Raw genomic sequence first — 21,018 nt, forward strand, 5'->3', positions numbered from 1 at the left:
CTGTGTCCACAAAGGAATCATGGACACAGTGACTGAATTCACCGAAGTCAAAGGCGCCCGGAAGTATCGCCGGCGTACCGTGGACGAGAAACGCCAGATCGTCGAAGAGACGTTATCCAGTGGACGTTCGGTGGCGGAGATTGCACGCAGTCACGAAGTGAACGCGAATCAGCTGTTCGACTGGCGCAAGCAGTATCTGGATGGACGCCTTGGCGTGAACGGTCGCGAATGCGCCTTGCTGCCGGTCACCGTGAATGAGGCCAGCGACAGCGGCGCGGCCGAACCGGATGCATCGACGCCTGCGGCACAGGCGCCCGGCACGATCCGAATCCAGTTGCCACGGGGCGAGGTACACGTTGAAGGGAGCGTCGATCCCGACACGCTGCGCGTGGTGATCCAGTGCCTGATCCGATGATTGGTCCGCTGGCAAACACGCGCATCTGGGTTGCCGCCGGATTTACGGATATGCGCTGCGGCTTCGACGGCCTGGCCGCGAAGGTGCAGACCGTGCTGGCGAAGGATCCATTCTCTGGCCACATCTTCGTGTTCAGGGGCAAACGTGGCGACCTCATCAAGTGCCTGTACTGGCGCGACGGCGGCCTATGCCTGTTCGCCAAACGCCTGGAGCGTGGGCGCTTTGCGTGGCCTCGTGCTGACGGCGGTGTTGTTTCGTTGACCAGCGCTCAACTCGGCCTTCTGCTCGAAGGATTTGACTGGCGACAACCCGTCGATGCAGCCCGCCCCTGCAGTGCTTTGTAAACGTATGTGACAACGCGGGCGTAGCGCAATGCACGCGCGTAAACTGCCTTCATGGCATCCAGCGACGCTACGCTTCCGGACGATATCGAGGCCTTGAAGGCTCGTTTGCTCGCGCGTGAGGCGGCGTTACGTGAGCGCGAAGGCGAGCTCGCGGATCTGCGCGACACTGTAACGACGCTCCAGAAGACACTCTCCGACCGGGCGCTCGAGATCGAGCACCTGAAGCTGTGGATCGCGAAGCTCCAGCGCATGCAGTTCGGGCGCAAGTCGGAGAAGATTGATCGCCAGATCGAGCAACTGGAATTGCGTCTCGAAGATCTGCAGGCCGACGATGGCGCGGCGACGGTCGACGCACCGACAAGGCCCCGCCCAGAAGCCGGCAAGCCGACGGGACGCAAACCACTTCCGGAACATCTGCCGCGCGAAGACATTGTTCATCAGCCCGACGACGCGTGCTGTCCGCAATGCGGCGGCGCGCTTGGCGACCTCGGCGAGGACGTTTCCGAGCAACTCGACTATGTACCGGGGCATTGGCGAGTGATTCGTCACCGGCGACTCAAGAAGGCTTGTACCTGTTGTGACTGCATCGTGCAGGGCGCCGCGCCCAGCCGGCCAATCGATCGCGGCATGCCGGGTCCGGGGTTGCTCGCGCATGTCCTGGTCGCCAAATTCTGTGACCACCTTCCCCTGTATCGACAGTCAGTGATTTATGCGCGCGACGGCGTGCAGCTCAGCCGTTCGACACTCGCGGACTGGGTCGGCCAGTGCAGTGCGTTGCTCCGGCCACTCGTAGAGGTCGTTCGCCGGTACGTGATGCCCGCCTCCAAGATCCACGCGGATGACACTCCAGTACCTGTGCTAGAACCGGGGAACGGCAAGACCCGTACCGCCCGGCTCTGGACGTATGTTCGTGATGACCGGCCAGCTGGTTCGACGGAGGCGCCGGCGGTCTGGTTCGCATACAGTCCCACGCGGGCTGGTGAATATCCACAGGCCCATCTTAAGGACTTCAGGGGTACGTTGCAGGCCGATGCGTTCGCGGGGTACAACGCGATCTACGAAGGTGGTGATGTGCGGGAGGCTGCATGCATGGCCCACGCGCGCCGCAAATTCCACGATCTGTTCGTCGCACGCAGGAACGAGGTCAATACTGAAGCGTTGCGCCGGATCGGTGAACTGTACGCAATTGAGGCCGCGATTCGCGGCAAGCCACCAGACGAACGAAGACGTGTCAGGCAAGAGCAGGCGCGTCCGCTACTCGATGCGTTCGAGATCTGGCTGCGCTCGACATTGGGTACGGTGTCGCAGAAAGGCGATACCGCCAAAGCCATCAACTACGCGCTGAATCAGTGGGCGGCGCTCACGCTGTACGTCGATGACGGCGCCGTGGAAATCGACAACAACGCAGCCGAACGCGCTTTACGTGCCGTCGCTCTCGGCCGGAAAAACTTCCTGCACTTCGGTTCCGACAGCGGCGGCGAACGCGGGGCCGCAATCTACACCCTGGTCGGTACCGCCAAACTGAATGGCCTTGATCCCGAGGTCTACCTGCGCCACGTCATCGCTCGCATCGCCGAGCATCCCGTCAATCGCGTCGACGAATTGTTGCCATGGGTCGTTGCCGATCAGCTTCAGCACGGCATCGCCTGACTCAACACGCCGCCTTCAACTGTTCGATATCAACATGCTGTCGAGAACGGTCGCGGTCGGACGGTTACAGAAGGAACAGGTGGTCGAGTTTCTCAAGGCGCTCAAAGCGCATCTGAAGCAGCCGCTGCTGATCATCTGGGACGGTGCCAGGCCCCACCACGCGGCGATTGTCCGGCAATACCTGGACTCTCTCGAGGGCCACATTCAGATCACCTTCCTGCCGCCGTACTGTCCAGAACTCAATCCCGTCGAATATCTGTGGGCATGGCTCAAACGTCACGCGATTGCGAACTTCTGCCCCGACAACGTCGACGAGTTGCATACCGTCGCCCGCAACAAGCTGAAAAGCGCGCAGCACCGACCTTCGATCATTGCCGCGTGCTGGATTCAGGCAACCTTGTGGTGATGTCATGATTTATGGAAAGGTCAATAATCACAACGCACGCCGCGAAAGTCCACCGGTCAATGTCATTCGCTTTCTTCCGTCGCGCGCGGCATCTTCAACGCGAGCGCGGCGTCGTTTTTCCTGACATGACTCTGCTTGCAGCAAGCGTCAGACGGCTGAGTATGGGTCTCGTTTGCGCCATTGGCCGTCCGTATGCGGTCGAGCAAGCGCATGGCGACCTCACCTTGACGAGTGCGGCGAGTTAGGCGACAGTTGTGAGAGGCTGCCAGTTATGTCGCAGCAATGCGGCGATGTCGCTCGCCGTGTGGATCGGCAAGCGTGCCAGGATGTCTTTCAGATATGCATGCGGTTCGTGACCGATGAATTGGGCTGAGCGGGTGAGGCTCATGATGTACAGATCGGTCGAAGTAGAGGCGATGGTCTTTTAGTCTTTCCTCATTGATTCGGCTCGACGAAGGAAGATTCCGCCCGGATGTCGCACGATCGGCGGGACTTCCCTTGATCACCTTCGACGCGCCGGGTCTGTGGCGAAAACGAATCAGCGATCTTCCGGCCGTGCCTGACGCAAATCCTCCGGCAATCCATCTTTATAGCCTGGTACCAGTCCACGCGCGTATGGATACTTCAGCCGCCGATTCCATCAATAGTCGCTCGGCGGCAACACGCGTGCCGAAACCCCGGAAGGTGAAGCCCGTTTCATTATAGTCGCAACAACGTTTGATGTAGATGAATAGAGATAACCTTGAAGGCGCGTCGCGCCGCTTTCTCGCGCCTATTGCGCGCCGCCCTTTAGTCTCGATGCCTTTGACGATGACGCTCGTCCATAAAAAGCGCCGGCGACGATGAGCGACGTCATAACGGCGATCGGAAGGGTCGACGCAAAGCATCGCGTCGGCGAGTGGCAACGCTCCGTCAAGTGGCGCACTCTCGCCCCGGGACCGGCTGAACCAGGCTCCGCCGCGCCGCTTCCATGACCAGTTCACTGATCGTCGCGAGCGGCTCGGGCTCCTGCTCCCAGTGATGCCAGTAAAGATCGATCATCAAGTCGTGCCCGGGGGCGAGCGCAACCAGTCTGCCACCACTGATCAGCGGCCCGGCCTGCATGGCGGGGACCAGCCCGTAACCGAGGTCGTCCAGGATCGCATTGAGCAATGCCGCCGGCGAAGGAAAATAGTGTCTGGGGTACCGGCCGACCGTCACCCCGAAATGCAACCCGAAAAACACATCGTGCAGGGCATCCTTCCGGTCAAACAGGATGGCGGTGGCCTCGAGCACGCCCGGCAAGGTCAGGCCACCGGCGAAATGTTCGCGGGCGAATTCCGGTGTGGCGACACACTGGTAGCGCATCTGTCCGACCGGTTCCGCCACGAAACGATCGACCACCGGTTCCGGTTGCGTGGACAGAAAGCCTTTGACGTCGCCGCGCGCCAGTGCCTCGAGCGTATGGTCCTGATCGTCCACGACGATCTCGAGCGCCACATGGTGTTGCGCCAGTTCGCGCGTGACCGGTTCAAACCAGGTGGCAAGCGAATCGGCGTTGACGGCAAGGGCCAGCGCTGTTGTCGACGCCCTCCCCGGCGTGACACGCCGGAGCAGATCATCCTCCTGAAGCCGGACCGTCATGAAATGACGAAACACGTCTTCGCCCGCTTTCGTCGGCATCACGGTAGGCTCGCGGACCAGGAGCAGCGCCCCGATCGCCTGTTCGAGCCGCTTGACGCGGCGCGTCGCCGCAGCAGAGGAGATGTTCAGCGCGACCGCCGCCTGTGTGAAACTGCGATGTTCGACCACTGCGGCAAATGTCTCCAGCTCAACCATATTCAACATCGCGCCCACTTTCATGAAAACCCTTTCATCCACGTTCCGCACCAACGTTTGGCGAAGGACCTGAATAGAGATAGCCCTGAAGGCAGGTCGCCCCGCACTCCCGCGCCTGTTGCGCGTCGTCCTCAGTCTCGATGCCTTCGACGATGACGCTCGCCGCGTAAGCCTTCGCGAACTGGATAAGCGGACGCAGACCCAGGGGACTTCGGGTGCCGCCTTCCTGTCGGAGGCAACGCAGATCGATCTTGACGATATCGACGCCAAGCCCGATCAGGGCGATCAGATTGTTGTAACCTTTCCCCAGGTCATCCAGTGCGATCTGGCAGCCCAGCGCCTGGAACGTCCTGACGAAGTTCCGTGCCTCTGTCGTCGAAGTCATTGCGACTGTTTCCGTAATCTCGATCGTCAGCCTCGAAGCAAGGCGTCTGTCAGCATGCAACTGGGAGGCGATGGGTGTCCACCACGCATCGAGTGTGGCGCTATGCGCGGACACATTACAGCCGAGTCGCAGCGCAGGATTGCGGCGCAATGCGGCAATCGTCGAGTCGACGACCCATTCGTCGAGCCGCCTCACCATTCCCAGGCGCTCAACGGCCCCCACGAGACCACCGATACGGATGCGCTGGCCGTTCCTTATCTCGCAAAGCAGTACCTCGTAGTATGTTACATCTTGCGAATCGCCGGCGGCGCAGACGGGTTCCCGATCGAAATCGAGCCTTTTCTCTTCCAGTGCCGCGAAGACGGCAGCAGCCACCACCATATCGGCCCTGTACCGCTCACACCAGTGATGGCCCGCAGTTGCCAGGTTTGCCGCATCGATGAAATCCTGAAATGGTTGATACCCGGAGCGCATCGCTGACGCGCGTACGACAGGCATGATGGCCGCGTCTCCCAGTGGCACGGCGTGCGCGCCAAGTACCTTGACTATCCGGTGCTCGACGATGGGCCCGCATAACTCCTCCGATGCGTTGCCCTTGTAGGACAGGCAGGACAGGTCGAAGATAAAAACGATATGCGCACCGGTCGTTGCAACGGTAGCCCTCCCTGATCGTGAGAGCGCCCGGGCCCGCTCATAGACGGCATGCCGCACGGCAAGCGCAGTCGTCTCGCCATACACCTGCTCGATCTCGCGCAGATTTGCGATCGTTGCGACGACGCAGAGCTCCCCGACCGATCCGGCAGGCTCCGCCAGCGCGTCGGTTCGAGTGGACGTCGACCACTGGTAAGGACGTGGACGATCTTCCGTCTGTCGCTGATCATCGAAACTCTCGTTCCCCGCGTCGCACTTACTATCATCGCCCTCCTGCCCGGCAGGCCGGATCGGTGCGGCTCTGAGCAGCTCGTGAGCAGGATTTTTGGATGCCATAATCAACCTCGGTATGCTAAACGTCCACAGTACCCTTCGCTGCACGCCGCGTAGCCACGCGTGGCGCGGAACACGCATTCACCGGTTCCCGGCCGGCACGTGTTCGATGATCGGAGCGAACCGGCCACGCAACCACGAATCAAGACGTGGAAAAACTGATCGCCATCAACGACGCTCACCCACAGCACACGAAGAAAGTCCCTGGCGCATCGTCGGTGGCGCCCAGCATGCTCCGAGCGTCCGGCCTAACGTTTAGTTTCACCGTCAGTCTCGGGCATACGAAACTTCAGCGATGCGCATGGCAGGTCTCTCTGGATCGGGTGGGAAGATGCACCATTTTCCGTTTCGGTGTCGAAAAAAGAACATCGCCTTCGACCCGCTTCCATTGTCTGCGACGACGCACACATATCGCCCCCTGCTGGATCGTCCGTAGTGGCTGACCCGAAACCCTCTGTTCGGGTCGGGCGCCAACCAATCCTCGACCATACTCCTCAACGACATTCCCACACTCGTCATAATTTTCTCATCCTTGATGAAGGTTACGGTACGGCGACCTTGAAGATCGCACCTCAGGTCCTCCGAGTACTCGCTACCCCACGTGGAAAGGGGCGCCAATGGCCGCAGTCTGGGGGTGTGCAAGACATTGATGTCTGCGGTCGCCCACGCGCCGCCTCGTCAAGACCGGTGTCTGATCACACGAAAACAGCCATACCAAAACCTCCGCCCACGACGATGTGCAGGCGGGCTCCGCCCCCGTCTGCTCCAAAATCCCTCGCAGACAGGCATTCGGTCCACCAGGCCAGTTGCGCTCACATCTTTTCCACACGGCCACCGAATCAAGGAGTGCTGAGCGCAACTCAGGCCTGATCTCTCTGCATTGGGCGAAAAGATGCACTATCTGAAGCTGAAGTCAGGTTGCCCGCTATACTGGCCCGAGAAACCGGACGGCCGCCATGCCCACTCCTGAGCGCACGAAGCGCGAGCTCGGCGATATGCAGGACCGGTCGCTTCACACCTTGTTCGATCTGCTCACGGCAACTGAAGCCGTTGGTCATGATCAATGCATCCGGCGGCGCGGCGCGCAAGAGCGGCAGCAGCTTGTCTTCCGCTACTTTCATCGACAGATCATAGTGCTCGTTGTTGAAACCGAACGATCCAGCCATGCCGCAGCATCCTGTATCGAGCAGCTTCCAGCGCACACCGAGTTTGTCGAGCAGCGCGGTTTCGCCATGCATGCCGAACAGCGATTTCTGATGACAATGCCCGTGCACGATGACATCGGCATCGAGCGTTGGCCACTGAAAATCCGTTTCGGCGAGGAAGTCCGACAAGAGATGCGTTTGCGCCGAGAGCTTTCGCGCAATGTCATCCTGCGGCAACTGCTTGAGTAATTCGTCCTTGAACACGGACAGACAACCCGGCTCAAGCCCGACGACCGGAACGCCGAGAAGGATGTCTTCCGATAGGTCGTCGACCGCGCGTCGCAACAAGGCCTTCGCCTGGTCAATGAGCCCGTAGTCATACAGCGGACGCCCGCAACACAGACGCTTGTGAGGCAACACCACGTCGTATCCGAGCAGTGTCAGGACGTCGAATGCGGCGCTTGCAATTTGAGGCGAGAAATGATCGTTGAAGGTATCAACCCACAGAATGACCTTGCCCGTCTGCCTCGCATTCGGATGCCTGTCGCGTACGCGATGACCATCCGCAAGTTGTCTGAACGGTTTCGACGCGAAAAGCGGCAGATCGCGCTGCGGCGCGACGCCCGCGACCCACTTGCTGATAGGCGCGATGAAACGCGACGACGTCATAAGATTCGTGAGCCACGGAAAACGACTCGCCAGCGGCGCCCATTGCCCGATCCTGCCCATGAACATCGCCTGCCTGGGCCGGCGATGACGCTGGTAGTAGTGAGACAAGAACTCGGCCTTGTACGACGCCATGTCGGTATGCGTCGGACAGTCAGACTTGCAGCCCTTGCACGCGAGACAGCCATCTAGCGCTTCCTTCACCTCGCGGCTGTTCCATCCGTCGGTGATAACTTCTCCTTGCAGCATTTCCCAGAGCAGATGCGCGCGGCCACGGGTCGAATACTTTTCTTCGCGCGTCGCGCGAAAACTCGGACACATGGTGCCGCCATCAAGAGCACGGCACTTCCCCATGCCGATGCAACGCTCCACCGCGCGCTGCAAGCCATCGCCTTCGCGGCTGGCAAACGTCAGTTTCGTCGTGAGCTTCACGGGCTTGTACGACGGTCCCATGCGCAGATTCTCATCCGCGCGGTACGCGTTCACGACCTTACCTGGATTCAGCCGGTTCGCAGGATCCCAGATGGCCTTGAACTCCTCCATTGCCCGCATGACTTCGGGCCCGTACATAATCGGAAGGAACTCGGCCTTCGCTTGTCCATCGCCATGTTCGCCGGACAGTGACCCGCCGTAGTCGACAACAAGTTGCGCCGAATCGCGCAAGAATTCGCGCCACCTGAGCACGCCTTCCGGCGTTCGAATATCGAACGTGATGCGCGCATGCACGCAGCCGTCGCCGAAGTGTCCGTAAAGGCACGTCTCGTAGCCGTAGCGGTCGACCAGCGTCTGGAACTGACGCAGATAATCGCCGAGACGCATTGGGTCGACGGCAGCATCTTCCCACCCGACGATCGGGTCTGGCGTAGCCGGATCGATCGACAGCGAAACAGCGGATGCACCCGTCTCACGTATCGACCAAATCTTCTGCTGCTTCACCTTCTCCTCGACGACGAAACTCGTGACGTTCTCACCACCCAGGCCCGTCTTGAAGTACCCATCCGCTTCCCGCGCTTGCGAAAGCGCGTCGTGAACCGTGTCGGCGCCGAATTCGAGCACGACCCAAGCGTCGCCTTCGGGCAGCAGCGCGATCTCTTCCGATTTCAGTCCGCGCACCTCCAGACCACGAATGATGCCGCGATCGAGCCCTTCGATTGCGAGGGGTGAAAAGCGATTGAAATGCGGTACCGCATCCGCCGCTGTGTAAATGTCCTTGAAGCCGAGCACCAACAGCACGCGACATGCCGGGCTATGCACCAGTCGAACCTTGGCCCGAAGCGTCACCGCGCACGTGCCTTCCGTGCCGACGAGCGCGCGCGCCACGTTGAAGCCGTTCTCCGGGAGCAACTGGTCGAGATTAAAACCGGAGACGCGTCGTTTGATTTGTGGAAACTCGTCGCGGATGTGACGTGCGTAGCGGTCGCGCAAATCACGTAGCCTCCGATAAATCTCACCGCGCCTTCCGCCTTCGCCCATAATGGCGTCGAGTTCCGCGTCGCTCGTCGGGCCGACCCAGAAGCGCGCGCCATCGTAAGTCGCGATCTCGAGCGCCTCAACGTTTTCGACGGTCTTGCCTGCCATCACCGAATGCGCGCCGCATGAGTTGTTGGCGATCATGCCACCGAGCGTGCAACGGCTGTGCGTGGCCGGGTCGGGGGCGAAGGTGAGGCCGTGCGCTTCGGCGGCGTCGCGCAGCATGTCACAGATCGCGCCCGGCTCGACGATGGCCGTGCGCGTCTGCGCATCCACCGACACCACGCGGTTCACATACTTGCTCGCGTCCGCCACCACTGCCACGTTCACACACTGCCCGTTCTGCGACGTGCCGCCGCCGCGCGTCAGGAACGGTACATCGCTGTGACGACACACGTCGAGCGCTGCTACAAGGTCGTCGACATCGGCGGGCACGACAACGCCGAGCGGTATCTGACGATAGTTCGATGCATCGGATGAATACAGCGCTTTGGAGCCTGCATCGAAACGCACTTCGCCACGCACCTTCGCACGCAGGTCGGTTTCTAGGTTTCGCAAAAGGCGCTCGCTCGCCTGGAAAGGTGTGGCTGATTTCACGTTACTTCGCCGCTTTCGATGTCATCTTGAAGATTCCGGTCGCGTTGCCCGCATCGAAACGCAGATCGGTCTGCCAGCGACGGGTTGCCTGATCGAACGTGCGCTTCCGTGTGATGAACTCGTAGAACGACCCTGGCACATCCCGGCTCACCTCCTTGCCATCGGACGAACGGAACGAGCGGCGCACCGTATCAGCACGATAAGCGGTCTGAAACACGCGCCCGGAACGCGAACGTTCGACCTCGGATTTCATCGGGCGGCCTTTGGCCTTCTCGTTGTCGGAAAGCCCGAACACGTCCTCGACACGATCCGTCGCATGATTGAACCCGTTCCCCTCGGTCGCGATCCACGCCATTTCCGGCGATTCGAGCAGAAGCGCGTCGTAGTCAGTCTCGTGCGGGATATCGTGCTGACGCGCGAACGCACCGACGATTACAGGCAGCAAGTTCTCAGCGGCTTCGATGGCCAGCGAGCCGTCGCGCTCCAGTTCTGAAAGCAGCGAGACAGCAAGGGGCGTGAGCGGATCTTTCGACGACCCGACAACGTTCGTCACCGCCTCCTGAAACGCCGTCGAGAAGCGCTCCGGATGCAGTTCGCTCACGAAGAACTGGGCGATCTCGTCGGGTGCATCTTCGTGCGCATAAGCACGGCCCGTCATGCCCAGTTTGTCGAGCGGATAACGGCCATTGAGCTTGAACCCGAGTGGACGAAGAATACGGGTAAAAGCCGCCTCGCCGGGCGGTAGCGCGCCATTGTGCGGCCAACGTACGGTGCGTAACGCGCCGTGATCGAAGAATACGGAGCCGCCGTTCCCGATTGCATCGTTCGTGTAGATCCGGCCGTTTCGCGAGCGTTGCAACAGATCGTCGAAGAGCGCCATGTTCATCGCCTGAGCCAGCTCGGCGCGTGTGACGGAGCCTTCTTCGAAGTCATCGAGGATCGCCGGGAAATTGAGCGTCGAAAAAATAAATCGAGTCCTTTCTTCGCCAAGAGTATTAGTCAACATCCGGTCTACGTTCTGATTGCGCATAAATCACCTCTCTTTTGGTCACCGCCCTGAGCGGTGTGGACGTCTGACAGCCTGTTTTTTCGCACAGGGCTTTGCTCATTTATATGTGTCAAGAATTTCGTATACCTACGCAAAGTAGATTAGCTACCTGACGCGCGTCAGGAACAAACTGCGAAAATTGACGACATCCAATATTGGTCGGCCGCTAGCGCGCCAAGCGGCGGAGACTAGCTAAGCAAACCGGCGGTCAGCATTTAACCGAGACGGCTTTAGTAACCAGATACGGTTCCAATGCCTCAGATCCCCCTTCTGATCCGTAACCAGAATCCCTTACGCCGCCGAATGGCATTTCGGGCCACGGTGTCGCCGCCTGGTTAATCCACAGCATTCCAACGTTCAAGCTCTGCGACAGCTTATGTACGCTCTTCACACAGCTTGTGAATGCATATCCAGCCAGTCCATACGGGAGCCTATTCGCTTCCGAGATTGCGTCGTCGAGATGGTCAAATCCTCGTACGGCGGCAACAGGGCCGAAAGGCTCGTCATTAAAAATAGTCGCGGCCAATGGCACGTCGGTCAGCACAGTTGGGGCAAAAAAATTGCCCCGGTCGCCGATCTGGTGGCCTCCTGTTGCTATCCTGGCTCCAAGGTCGCGTGCGTTGCTCACTAGATCCTTCATAGCCGCTAATCGCCGCTCATTGGCCAATGGACCGAGTGACGTGCTTTCATCAAGGCCATCGCCTACTTTTAAATTCTCGGCATATTCCACCATCGCCGCTTCAAACTTTCTACGCAAACTATTATGCACGAGAAACCGAGTTGGAGAAACGCAGACTTGTCCAGCGTTTCGAAACTTCGCAGCGCTTATTATTCGCGCAACTTCCTCAACATTGGCGTCCGCAGCAACGATAACTGGCGCATGACCGCCGAGTTCCATCGTTGCCCGTTTCATGTGACAACCAGCTAGACCTGCTAGTTGCTTGCCGATAGCCGTTGATCCGGTAAACGTAACTTTCCGGACTGCTGCATGAGAAATAAGAATGCTGGAGACCTCTGCGGGATCTCCGAAGACGAGGCCCAAAACGCCTGGGGGAACTCCAGCGTCTGCGAACGCGCTGATCAGCGCCGCCGGAGAGGCGGGCGTCTCTTCCGGCGCTTTCACAATGAAAGAGCAACCCGTCGTAAGCGCCGCCGACAGTTTGCGAACAATTTGATTGACCGGAAAATTCCAGGGCGTGAATGCTGCCACCGGGCCCACCGGTTCCTTTAGCACAATTTGCTGCACCTGATGGTGGCGCGACGGGACGACCCTTCCGTAAATTCGCAGCCCTTCATCAGCAAACCACTCAATGATTTCCGACGCCGAAAGGACTTCCGACCGCGCCTCAGCAAGAGGTTTCCCCTGCTCTTGTGTTAGGAGACGGGCAATCGTTTCAGCACGCTCCCGGAGAAGCGTTGCCGCGCGCCTCATCACTTTGGCCCTGTCGATCGCTGGCACTTTGCGCCACTCGGCGAAGCCTGCCTCCGCAGCGCAAGCCGCCCGGGCAAGATCTTCCCTCGTCGCGCGGGCGACTACCCCAATGTTCTCACCAGTCGAAGGGCTAGTTACATTGATGGTTGTCCCATTGCGTCCATCGCACCAAGTTCCGTTGATAAACAGCCTGGTATTTGGATAGGTCATTTAACTACCTTCTGTCTTTTCAGATCAAATTGACGTTAAGCCGGCCATTGGCGGGTAAGACTTTCTGGCGGGTCCGACTGACAAATCAGCCTTATCCCTTCTTCAGAGTTACAGGGCAACCATCACTCTTACCGATTCGCTGGATTCAGTCTTCAAATACGTCGCCGCGTCCGAACAAGAAGCTGCCATCCCGAGATACTCTGCGCAAATGTATACATGGGCGAGATCTCTTCGGCAGATAACGAGTGATCGAACTCTTTCATGAGGAAGCCGGATCATGCTTTCAATCAGTGAAACAGCGATCTCGGCCCAGCATCGCATATGGCCTGACAATGAATCTCGCTTCTTGAGGAATGTCCAAACAATGTATATTTTCTCGCGCTTTCAACACCCTTTAGGCTAGAAGAACGTACATTTTTCGCACGGCCTCATACACCCTGAGGGTTCCCGAGAAGCCGGAAGGGATAATACCGGTATCGCCTTTCGTGAACTCGATTCGTGGAGTAGTTTCGCTCTCGATCGAAAAGGTGCCCTCCAGAACGTGAAAGATCTCGTTTCGGTTTGATGGATATACGAAGTTCCAAGCTCCAACTTCCGCCTCCCAGAAGCCGACGCCCGGACGCCACGGCTCAAAGTCCACCAAGGGCTTGCTGGTCCTTTTCGGCTTGCCGGCTACCAGCATCTCGTCGGCTGGGTGGCTTGAATTCTGCTGAAGCTGCGTCGGGTCGACCTTGCCTACCTTGTTGAACGTGAATAGTTCCATGATTACTCCGTGATAGAAAACATATTGCGCGCCTCATCGATCCCCTGCTCGTATCGGCCGACCAGCGACGACCCGGTGCCAGGACTCCAATGTGCTGTGCTCTACTTCGTCAACACCCCGGTCACTGTTGGGATCTCACGCGTCCGACGCGATTTCGCGCCGTACCCGCGCGGAGAGTTAAAATAGCCACTCCAGAACACTTAAGACCCGCCGATGAAGCGGCCTTCCGCCGCAATGTCACTCAGTGGTTTGCGGTCACTAGGCATTTCCCTTGCCCGGAGCGAATCCGGAAGCAACGTTGCATCCCCCGCTTGGCCCAAGGCTACGCACGCTTCCACTGCGAAGTTGTCGGGAATATCCAGATCACTGCGGATTTTTTCGCTGTTGATCCCAGCAAGGGCATGAGCGCCCCAGCCCGAGAGGCTCGCTTGCAGCGCAAGGAACGCCCAGGCCGCTCCTGCGTCGAACGAATGCGTAAGTAAAGGTACTTCTTCGTCCTTACCAGGCATCCGAAATGTACGCATTGACGCGACCACAATGATTGCTGCTGCGCGGGTGGCCCATGAGCGATTGAAGTCGCTCAGAAAGGACAGGAACATTTCCCAGGATTCTGTGTCCCGGCGGGCGTACATGAACCGCCACGGTTGCGCATTGTGAGACGACGGACCCCAACGGGCAGCTTCGAGAATAGTGAGAAGCGTCCGCTCATCGATAGGATCTAACGTGAAAGCGCGAGGAGACCAGCGCTCGACGAACTGCGCATCAATTGGATAAGGAGGTGTACGAATTGTTTGGATAGCCATAGTCGGAATTTGATAACAGTCTATTCAAGACCAAAAACAGAGGATTATGTGAGATGGACTTTCCTAGAGTTACTCCATTTCCGGCCAATTCTGGACCTAATTCAGGCGATCAATCTAGGCCGTCTACGCGACTGCCGGATTAAAAGCGTCTGGGCAGCGTCATCCATGGAGTTTGCAAGCTGCTGCGACTTCAGCGAACCATCGATCACGATGCTCCTTCATAAACGAAACAAATGTTCGCCCCACTTTCGACAACGGGCGACACCTCGGATATAGCAGCCCAACCCTGAAGGTGATACACGGGTCCACGAGTCGAACATCGACCCGGTCAAGGTATCCGTGAACACTGAAAGGATCGATAAAACCGACACCCATTCCTAGTGCGGCCAACTCGCATGTCGAGTGGGAGAACGACGTATCGATACGCATAACACGGCTTACGTCTCGCGATTCGAATAGACGATCAACATGCGGCCGGGCTTGATAGTGCGCCGTGGTTGAGATAAACGTGCAACCTTCGAAATCCTCAGGTGAAAGCTCCGACTTTTTACCGAGATTGTGCCCCTTCTTCATAACCGCGTAATAGGGAACGTTGCAGAATTCGTCTACCGAAAGATCCTCGCGGTCGTAAGGTACTTCTGCAAGACCAAGATCGATTCTTTCCGTGGCAATCCAGTCTTCCACCTTCGTGGAGCTTTGAACATCCAGTGAGATATCAACGTCTGGGTGAGCTTCGCAAAACCGGGCTATGACTGCCGGCAAAAAAGTTATTCCGAGGGCAGGCATGCATGCGATCGAAATGCTACCTACGCGAAGTTTCCTCACATCAGCGGCAAGTTCTCCGATCTTTTGATACGCACGGAATGTGTTCTCTACTTGCTCGTGGATCATCCTGCCTTCAGGCGTCGGCACGAGCCTGCCAGCAGCGCGGTTAAACAATGTCACGCCGAGCTCCTTTTCGAGCTCGGTGATCAAGCGACTCACCGATGGCTGAGACAGCCCCAGTAAGTCCGCTGCGCCATTTACAGTGCCCACCATCATCGTCGTGCGGAACGCGTCAAGTTGCCGGATGTTCATGATTTCCCAAGTAATTGTCCCTTTTCAGCAACCATCATCTATGGTTCGGACCGACATCGCAAGAGCGTGTCGGCCATGGTATTCGCATGATCGAGCATTGCTGGCCCTTCCAAGTCGATGCCGCCCAATCAAGATGCGCTTAAGACGAACGATTACACCGACCGGCCAAGTTGAACGGGCAATCAAGACGCCTCGCATCAAGACATCCATATCAGTCCGTTAGACCAAAAATCTGCAGTTTTATCTGCGATCATGCTGGACGCATGCTCAGTGACATGACCGCACCAGCGTCTGCCGGTCAAATACTTAGAGGTGCGCTTCGTGCAAAACCACGTTCGTGCCACAGAAGGCATCCCGCATCGACAGTCTCATTGAACGCAATCTCTCTGATTACGCCAACGATGATGGAGTGAGTGAATCCGTCATGCCGATCGCTGATTTCGCAGTCCAATGCGACGGTAGCATCAGGCAGGATCGGTGCACCGGTCGCAAGAGATGACCATTTGTTGCCGGCAAAACGGTCTTTCCCTTTAAACTTACGAAATGTATCAACGAGCCCGCAGTGCGCTGTCGAAAGAAGATTCACGGCAAAACTACCTGCGCCCAGGATTGCATCGTGGGACGAAGCGCACTTGTTCACGCAGACGATGACCGACGGTGGGTCGTCGGAGAGACTGCATACCGATGTCGCGATGAGGCCGACCGGCTTTGCGTCGTGCATTGCGGTAATAACTGTAACACCGGCAGCGAACAACGACATCGCCTGCTGGAAGTTAGCTTTGGAATCGATGGTTTGCATTTCGGTCACCTGACTAGACTATGACGGATCACCCACGCTTGTAGATACTAGGTTTGAGGCCAAGGTTCTCGCGCAGAGTTCGTCCTTCATATCGGTCCCTGAACAACCCGCGGCGGCGCAGTTCCGGGATGATGAAATCGCTAACGTCGTCCATACCGCCCGGAAGAATGGCCGGGCAAAAATTGAAGCCGTCTGCGCCATCATTCTTGAACCACTCTTCCATTTCATCAACGATGTCGCTGGCGGTTCCGATCACCAGGCGTACCCAGAAAGTCGATGCGACGCGCTGATAGAGTTGTCTAATTGAGAGGTTCTCGGCACGAGCCATCTCCAACAGGTTTGATGCAATGCTCCTGAGTTTCTGCCCACCGATGTCTGGCACCGGCCCGTCGAGCGGATGGCCGGATAGGTCGCCGAGCGCGTTATAGAGCGAGGCCAGGCCGCTCAGCGGGTGGATAAGCTCCTGAAGCTGATCGAACTTGTCTTGTGCCTCCTGCCTGCTTCTACCGACGAACGGTGTAATGCCCGGCATGATCAACAACTCGCCTGGCTCGCGACCATACTTCGCGAGCCGCCCCTTCAGATCGCCGTAGTAATCTTGCGCATGTTTCAGATCATGCGAATTGCTATAAACCACATCCGCGCATCTGGCGGCAAGCTCACGTCCGGCCTCGGAAGCTCCGGCCTGCACGATGATCGGCTCTCCTTGCGGAGTACGCGCGGAATTCAACGGGCCGCGTACCTGGAAATGCTTGCCCTTGTGGTTCGGCACGTGCAACTTGTCTTCCTGATAGAAAAGTCCGCTTTCCTTGTCTCGAACGAATGCGTCCTCCTCCCAACTCCGCCAAAGTGATCTGACCACGTCGACGAATTCGTCGGCTCGTTCGTACCGCTCTTCATAGGCAAGGTTCTCGTTCCTGTTGAAGTTTTGAGCTTCCTCATCTGACCACGAAGTGACGACATTCCATCCGGCGCGGCCGCCGCTGATGTGATCGATCGAAGCGTATTTCCGTGCGACGTGAAACGGTTCGTTGTAGGTGGTTGAGGCAGTTGCCACTAACCCGATGTTTGACGTCGTCGCACCCAGTGCGGCGAGAAGCGTGATCGGTTCCAACTCTGCATTCCGCATGTCACGCGCAAGAGATCCTTTCGGATTGTCATTGGCGCGGATCCCAAGACCGTCAGCAAAGAAAACCATGTCGAGATGCGCCGCTTCCGCCTTGCGGGCCGTGTTCAGGAAATGTGCAAAGCTCAGCGCTCCGTCCGCCGGCACATCCGGATGCCTCCAGGCGGCAACGTGATAGCCGAGATATCTCATCGAGAGGCCGAGCCTCATTTTTCCGTCTTTAGTCATTGCATGCGCTCCCATTCTTGGACTGGTCCGCCCGGAACATGGCGGCATGGGTGAATGTTCGCGCTTCACCGTCCGATAAACAATGTCGCCAAAGGCGGCCGTCTATTTGAAAAGTGGATAAGGGTATTCCCTTGCTTCGTTCAGGCGAGGCTGAAACTGGCCCGATGTGCTGCCCATGCGAAAAACCCTGCATCGTCATCGGTGTGCGCGGCGCTTGTCTCGTTGCCGCACTTCGCGCCGTTGGGGCGACATCATTGCCAGCCTTCGGCAGGTGCAGCGCGACGGTGGTGCCGGCCCTATCGACGGCCGTGGGCCTGCTCCGTGCGCCGCACCGCACCGGCATCCGGCGCGTGCTCGCCGAGTCAAGGCCCGCTCGGGCCATAGTCGCGGCTGGCATTAAGTTCGTTCAGCGAGGCCACTGAATTGCAGAGCCGAGCCACATGGGGGAAAACCCCCTATACGGATTTCGAATACCGGACCTCTTTTGACGGCATTGTGTCGTTCACGCCGGCAGCACACCATCCTGCTCATGCCGCTCATGCATTGTCGGGTGGCGTAATCCGCAATGAGGTGCCGAAATGATGAAAGACGGAAAAATGAGGCTCCGCCTCTCGAAGAGATATCTCGGCGATCATGGCCGCGTGGCGGCACTCGTCGGTCCGCGCCGATCCAGGTGCGCGGCCCGCTGAATTGCGCACACATCGTTCAGGCGGCCGCGTCGGGGCAGGCCGGCAGCTTGCGCCGCACTGTGCCGACGTCCCCCGTGTACTAAAAGACCGGGCCGCTCGCCCTGCTGCGCGCAACGATTCGATCCCCCATATCGCTTGTCCTGCATAAGCTTGTTGTTTTAAATCGCGGCGCGCGCATGGCGCGTCTCTATAACGGCTCCGGCGGCAACAATCCGACCGGCGCCGACTGCACAGGAGATAAAATGCCGAACAGAACCAACACCCTTGACGCCGGTGTCTGCGCGACGCCCGTAAAAAATTCGGTCCGCGATGTCATCGCCGCCAACTTCGGCACGTTTTTCGAATGGTTCGACCTGCTCGTATACGCGATGTTCGCAATCACCGTGTCGAAGCTGTTCTTTCCGACCGGCGACGAACAATCGGCGCTGTTGCTCAGCCTTCTCACCTTCGCCAGCTCGTTCCTCATCCGGCCGGTCGGTGCAATTATCCTCGGCGTCGTCGCAGATAAGTACGGTCGGCGATTCACACTAAGCCTCACGGCGTTCCTGATGCTGTGCGGCACTGCGTCGATTACCCTCGTTCCGACATACGACAAGATCGGCGTGCTCGCGCCGGTGATTCTAGTGGCGGGACGTCTGCTGCAAGGCTTTTCGGCGGGCGGCGAGTTCGGAGCGGCCAATTCCTTCCTCACCGAACAGGATGCGAACCGCAGGGGATTTTTTGGTAGCTTGCAATGGTCGACGTCAGGTCTCGCCGTACTGGCGGCGTCGCTATTCGCCTACGGCGCGAATCGTTATCTGTCGCCGCAACAGATCGATTCCTGGGGCTGGCGTCTGCCATTCGCCTTTGGCTGCCTGATAGGCCCAATCGGCCTCTATATCCGCCGCAAAGTGAACGAGACGGCCGCGTTCGAGCAGTCGAGCGAAGTGGTGCCGCACAAGCCGTTGCGCGAAACGGCGCAATCGCACATGTCGGGTGTGCTCATGGGCGCGATCATTTCCGGCGCGGGCGGCCTCGCGAGCTTCATGAACATCTACATGCCGACGTTCGCAATCAATAATCTCGGAGTCAGCAAGGATTCAGCCTTCCTATCGTCGATCCTCAGCGGCCTCGTATGCGTCGTATTCCCGATGATTGGCGGCATCGCAGCGGACCGACTCGGCACCGTCCGGGTGATGCGTGCCGCGCTCCTGTGTGGCATGGCGCTGATCCTGCCTCTCTTTTACATGCTCACGCGTGCCCCGAGCCCGGCAACGCTGATTGCATTCCAGTGCACCCTGTCACTGGTGTTCTACAGCTTCTACTATGCGCCGGTCAGCTCGTTGCTCTCGCAGTTATTTCCGACGTCCTGCCGTACCACCGGCTCGTCGCTCGCCTACGTAATCGCGATGACGCTGTTCGGCGGATTCACGCCGGTCGTGACCAACCTTCTCGTGAAATTCACAGGCAGCATCATGTCGCCGGCGTATTACCTGATCGTGATTTCGACCCTCGCGCTCGTGGCGCTAGTCGCCAGCCGCAAGCGCGTCAACTGACATATGCCGGAACAAATATGCTGCCAACTCAAGAAATCACATTGCAACCTGAATTGCCCAAGCAGGTCTCCGTCGCAATTATTGGCGGCGGAATCATTGGAATTAGTTGCGCGCTCGGTCTGGCGCGAAAAGGTGTCGACGTTGCGGTTTTCGAAAAAGGCACGATCGGTTGCGAACAGTCTTCGCGTAACTGGGGCTGGGTGCGCTCCATCGGACGTGACACTAAGGAACTTCAACTGTCGATCCTCGCTAACGAATTGTGGCAGTCAATCCAATCGCAAATCGACGTGGGCTACCGGACGACGGGACTCGCGTATCTGGCGAAAGACGAGTCGGAGATGGCCGGGCATCAAAAATGGATCGACGCGGCCGGTGCTAGCGGCGTCCGCGTCGGCCTTCTCGCCAAGGCCGAACTCGCGAAGATGCTCCCACAGTCGAGCCGCACGTGGGCCGGGGCATTGTATAGCCCAAGCGACGGCGTCGCCGAGCCCGCAATGGCCACACGCGGTATCGCAGAACTTGCACGCGCGAACGGCGCATCCATCTTCGAGCACTGCGCGGTGCGCGGCATCGACGTGTCCGCGGGTCGCGTGTCGGGTGTCGTGACCGAGCACGGCATCGTGAAATGCGCCGACGTGGTACTGGCAGGCGGTGCGTGGTCGCGGCTTTTCTGCGGCAACCATGCAATTGAGTTTCCGCAGCTCAAGGTCCATGGGTCCGTGCTGCAAACCGCTCCTATCGACGCGAAACTGGACGTCGCGATCAACGGAGGCGACTTCACATGCCGCAAACGCGCCGACGGCGGGTACACCGTGTCGAAACTCGGCGCCTCGGTCGCCGATCTCACGCCCGACAGTATCCGCCTGAGCACGAAATTCTTGCGCGCGTGGCTCAACGAGCGCAAGTATCTGCGACTGCGTTTTGGACGCCCCTTTTTCGATGAGCTTAAAATTCCACGCCGCTTCAGCCTTGACAGCCCGACACCATTCGAAACGTACCGCGTGCTGGATCCTGAGGCGAACAACGGAATGCTCAACGACGCAATGGATTGCCTGAAGCAGACCTTTCCGTCGTTCGCCAATGCGTCGATCGTACGCAATTGGGCCGGCATGATCGACGTCACGCCCGATGCGCTGCCGGTTATCTCGAAGGTCGAGCGGATACCGGGTTTTTATCTCGGTTCGGGCTTCTCAGGCCATGGCTTCGGCATTGGACCGGCCGCAGGCGCCGTGCTCGCCGACCTGGTGACAGGCGATCGCCCGCAGGTCGGCACCGAAGACTTTACCCTGAGCCGCTTTTGCCCGTAAGGATGGAGGCGGTCCTCCCTCGACAGCGAGACCAAATAGCTCCAACCGCTAAAAACGTCCGCCAACGCGAAGCCTTCGGCCCCAATGGCTCCGCACGCTCAGCGCCGCGGCGGAGGTGCTT

The 21,018-nt window shown here is 58.7% G+C and carries 16 protein-coding genes and 1 pseudogene; 6 read left to right on the plus strand and 11 right to left on the minus strand.

The window, feature by feature from the left end; all coding sequences use genetic code 11:
- Positions 1 to 28 precede the first annotated feature (28 nt).
- From tnpA to BJG93_RS23065, 4 genes and pseudogenes are all read left to right on the plus strand, one after another.
- On the plus strand, positions 29 to 415 hold the full coding sequence (gene tnpA / locus BJG93_RS36470; protein WP_162162785.1) for an IS66-like element accessory protein TnpA: 387 nt from the start codon (positions 29 to 31) through the stop codon (positions 413 to 415).
- Positions 400 to 759, plus strand: coding sequence for an IS66 family insertion sequence element accessory protein TnpB (gene tnpB, locus BJG93_RS23055; protein ID WP_349768779.1), 360 nt, complete (start codon positions 400 to 402; stop codon positions 757 to 759). Before tnpA ends, tnpB begins: the two co-directional genes overlap by 16 nt.
- 51 nt (positions 760 to 810) lie before the next feature.
- Positions 811 to 2,409 (plus strand): IS66 family transposase, encoded by a 1,599-nt coding sequence (tnpC, locus tag BJG93_RS23060; protein WP_027196541.1) that lies wholly within the window; start codon positions 811 to 813, stop codon positions 2,407 to 2,409.
- A 58-nt stretch (positions 2,410 to 2,467) separates the two neighbouring features.
- Positions 2,468 to 2,815 (plus strand): annotated as a pseudogene (locus BJG93_RS23065) (transposase); the annotation flags it as partial.
- 241 nt (positions 2,816 to 3,056) lie between these two features.
- On the opposite strand, the gene BJG93_RS23070 reads toward BJG93_RS23065, so the two are convergent.
- The 11 genes from BJG93_RS23070 to BJG93_RS23120 form a co-directional block, all read right to left on the minus strand.
- The gene (locus BJG93_RS23070; protein ID WP_083421017.1) at positions 3,057 to 3,203 is read right to left on the minus strand and encodes a transposase domain-containing protein; all 147 of its coding nucleotides are present in this window, start codon (positions 3,201 to 3,203) and stop codon (positions 3,057 to 3,059) included.
- 524 nt (positions 3,204 to 3,727) lie between these two features.
- Positions 3,728 to 4,657, minus strand: a complete 930-nt coding sequence (locus tag BJG93_RS23075; protein ID WP_034478420.1) for an HTH-type transcriptional regulator ArgP — start codon at positions 4,655 to 4,657, stop codon at positions 3,728 to 3,730.
- Positions 4,658 to 4,667: 10 nt separating this feature from the next.
- The gene (locus BJG93_RS23080; RefSeq protein WP_051374323.1) at positions 4,668 to 6,005 is read right to left on the minus strand and encodes an EAL domain-containing protein; all 1,338 of its coding nucleotides are present in this window, start codon (positions 6,003 to 6,005) and stop codon (positions 4,668 to 4,670) included.
- Positions 6,006 to 6,862: 857 nt separating this feature from the next.
- Positions 6,863 to 9,880, minus strand: a complete 3,018-nt coding sequence (locus BJG93_RS23085; protein WP_051374324.1) for an FAD-binding and (Fe-S)-binding domain-containing protein — start codon at positions 9,878 to 9,880, stop codon at positions 6,863 to 6,865.
- A gap of 1 nt (position 9,881) precedes the next feature.
- Positions 9,882 to 10,910, minus strand: coding sequence for a DUF1338 domain-containing protein (locus BJG93_RS23090; RefSeq protein WP_027196544.1), 1,029 nt, complete (start codon positions 10,908 to 10,910; stop codon positions 9,882 to 9,884).
- A gap of 226 nt (positions 10,911 to 11,136) precedes the next feature.
- On the minus strand, positions 11,137 to 12,570 hold the full coding sequence (locus BJG93_RS23095) for an NAD-dependent succinate-semialdehyde dehydrogenase (protein ID WP_027196545.1): 1,434 nt from the start codon (positions 12,568 to 12,570) through the stop codon (positions 11,137 to 11,139).
- Positions 12,571 to 12,964: 394 nt separating this feature from the next.
- Complete coding sequence (locus BJG93_RS23100; protein ID WP_027196546.1) at positions 12,965 to 13,333, minus strand: cupin domain-containing protein; 369 nt, start codon at positions 13,331 to 13,333, stop codon at positions 12,965 to 12,967.
- A gap of 200 nt (positions 13,334 to 13,533) precedes the next feature.
- Positions 13,534 to 14,136, minus strand: a complete 603-nt coding sequence (locus BJG93_RS23105) for a nitroreductase family protein (protein ID WP_027196547.1) — start codon at positions 14,134 to 14,136, stop codon at positions 13,534 to 13,536.
- 159 nt (positions 14,137 to 14,295) lie between these two features.
- Entirely contained in the window at positions 14,296 to 15,213 is a 918-nt protein-coding gene (locus BJG93_RS23110) for a LysR family transcriptional regulator (RefSeq protein ID WP_027196548.1), read from the minus strand.
- Positions 15,214 to 15,511: 298 nt separating this feature from the next.
- Positions 15,512 to 16,012, minus strand: coding sequence for a flavin reductase family protein (locus BJG93_RS23115; protein ID WP_034478424.1), 501 nt, complete (start codon positions 16,010 to 16,012; stop codon positions 15,512 to 15,514).
- Between the two features lie 28 nt (positions 16,013 to 16,040).
- Positions 16,041 to 17,366, minus strand: a complete 1,326-nt coding sequence (locus tag BJG93_RS23120; RefSeq protein ID WP_027196549.1) for an LLM class flavin-dependent oxidoreductase — start codon at positions 17,364 to 17,366, stop codon at positions 16,041 to 16,043.
- Positions 17,367 to 18,297: 931 nt separating this feature from the next.
- On the opposite strand from BJG93_RS23120, the gene BJG93_RS23125 reads away from it, so the two are divergent.
- Together BJG93_RS23125 and BJG93_RS23130 are read left to right on the plus strand one after the other, a co-directional pair.
- Positions 18,298 to 19,590, plus strand: a complete 1,293-nt coding sequence (locus BJG93_RS23125) for an MFS transporter (RefSeq protein WP_027196550.1) — start codon at positions 18,298 to 18,300, stop codon at positions 19,588 to 19,590.
- A 17-nt stretch (positions 19,591 to 19,607) separates the two neighbouring features.
- Positions 19,608 to 20,897, plus strand: coding sequence for an NAD(P)/FAD-dependent oxidoreductase (locus BJG93_RS23130; protein ID WP_034478427.1), 1,290 nt, complete (start codon positions 19,608 to 19,610; stop codon positions 20,895 to 20,897).
- The last annotated feature ends 121 nt before the right edge of the window (positions 20,898 to 21,018 follow it).

The sequence above is a fragment of the Paraburkholderia sprentiae WSM5005 genome, from assembly GCF_001865575.2.
Taxonomy (GTDB): Bacteria; Pseudomonadota; Gammaproteobacteria; order Burkholderiales; family Burkholderiaceae; genus Paraburkholderia; species Paraburkholderia sprentiae.

What these genes read in the sequence shown, in the direction of transcription:
- tnpC (WP_027196541.1), top strand. Translation starts at nt 811, where the DNA reads ATGGCATCCAGCGACGCTACGCTTCCGGACGATATCGAGGCCTTGAAG.
- BJG93_RS23070 (WP_083421017.1), bottom strand. Translation starts at nt 3,203, where the DNA reads ATGAGCCTCACCCGCTCAGCCCAATTCATCGGTCACGAACCGCATGCA.
- BJG93_RS23075 (WP_034478420.1), bottom strand. Translation starts at nt 4,657, where the DNA reads ATGAAAGTGGGCGCGATGTTGAATATGGTTGAGCTGGAGACATTTGCC.
- BJG93_RS23080 (WP_051374323.1), bottom strand. Translation starts at nt 6,005, where the DNA reads ATGGCATCCAAAAATCCTGCTCACGAGCTGCTCAGAGCCGCACCGATC.
- BJG93_RS23090 (WP_027196544.1), bottom strand. Translation starts at nt 10,910, where the DNA reads ATGCGCAATCAGAACGTAGACCGGATGTTGACTAATACTCTTGGCGAA.
- BJG93_RS23095 (WP_027196545.1), bottom strand. Translation starts at nt 12,570, where the DNA reads ATGACCTATCCAAATACCAGGCTGTTTATCAACGGAACTTGGTGCGAT.
- BJG93_RS23100 (WP_027196546.1), bottom strand. Translation starts at nt 13,333, where the DNA reads ATGGAACTATTCACGTTCAACAAGGTAGGCAAGGTCGACCCGACGCAG.
- BJG93_RS23105 (WP_027196547.1), bottom strand. Translation starts at nt 14,136, where the DNA reads ATGGCTATCCAAACAATTCGTACACCTCCTTATCCAATTGATGCGCAG.
- BJG93_RS23110 (WP_027196548.1), bottom strand. Translation starts at nt 15,213, where the DNA reads ATGAACATCCGGCAACTTGACGCGTTCCGCACGACGATGATGGTGGGC.
- BJG93_RS23115 (WP_034478424.1), bottom strand. Translation starts at nt 16,012, where the DNA reads ATGCAAACCATCGATTCCAAAGCTAACTTCCAGCAGGCGATGTCGTTG.
- BJG93_RS23120 (WP_027196549.1), bottom strand. Translation starts at nt 17,366, where the DNA reads ATGACTAAAGACGGAAAAATGAGGCTCGGCCTCTCGATGAGATATCTC.
- BJG93_RS23125 (WP_027196550.1), top strand. Translation starts at nt 18,298, where the DNA reads ATGCCGAACAGAACCAACACCCTTGACGCCGGTGTCTGCGCGACGCCC.
- BJG93_RS23130 (WP_034478427.1), top strand. Translation starts at nt 19,608, where the DNA reads ATGCTGCCAACTCAAGAAATCACATTGCAACCTGAATTGCCCAAGCAG.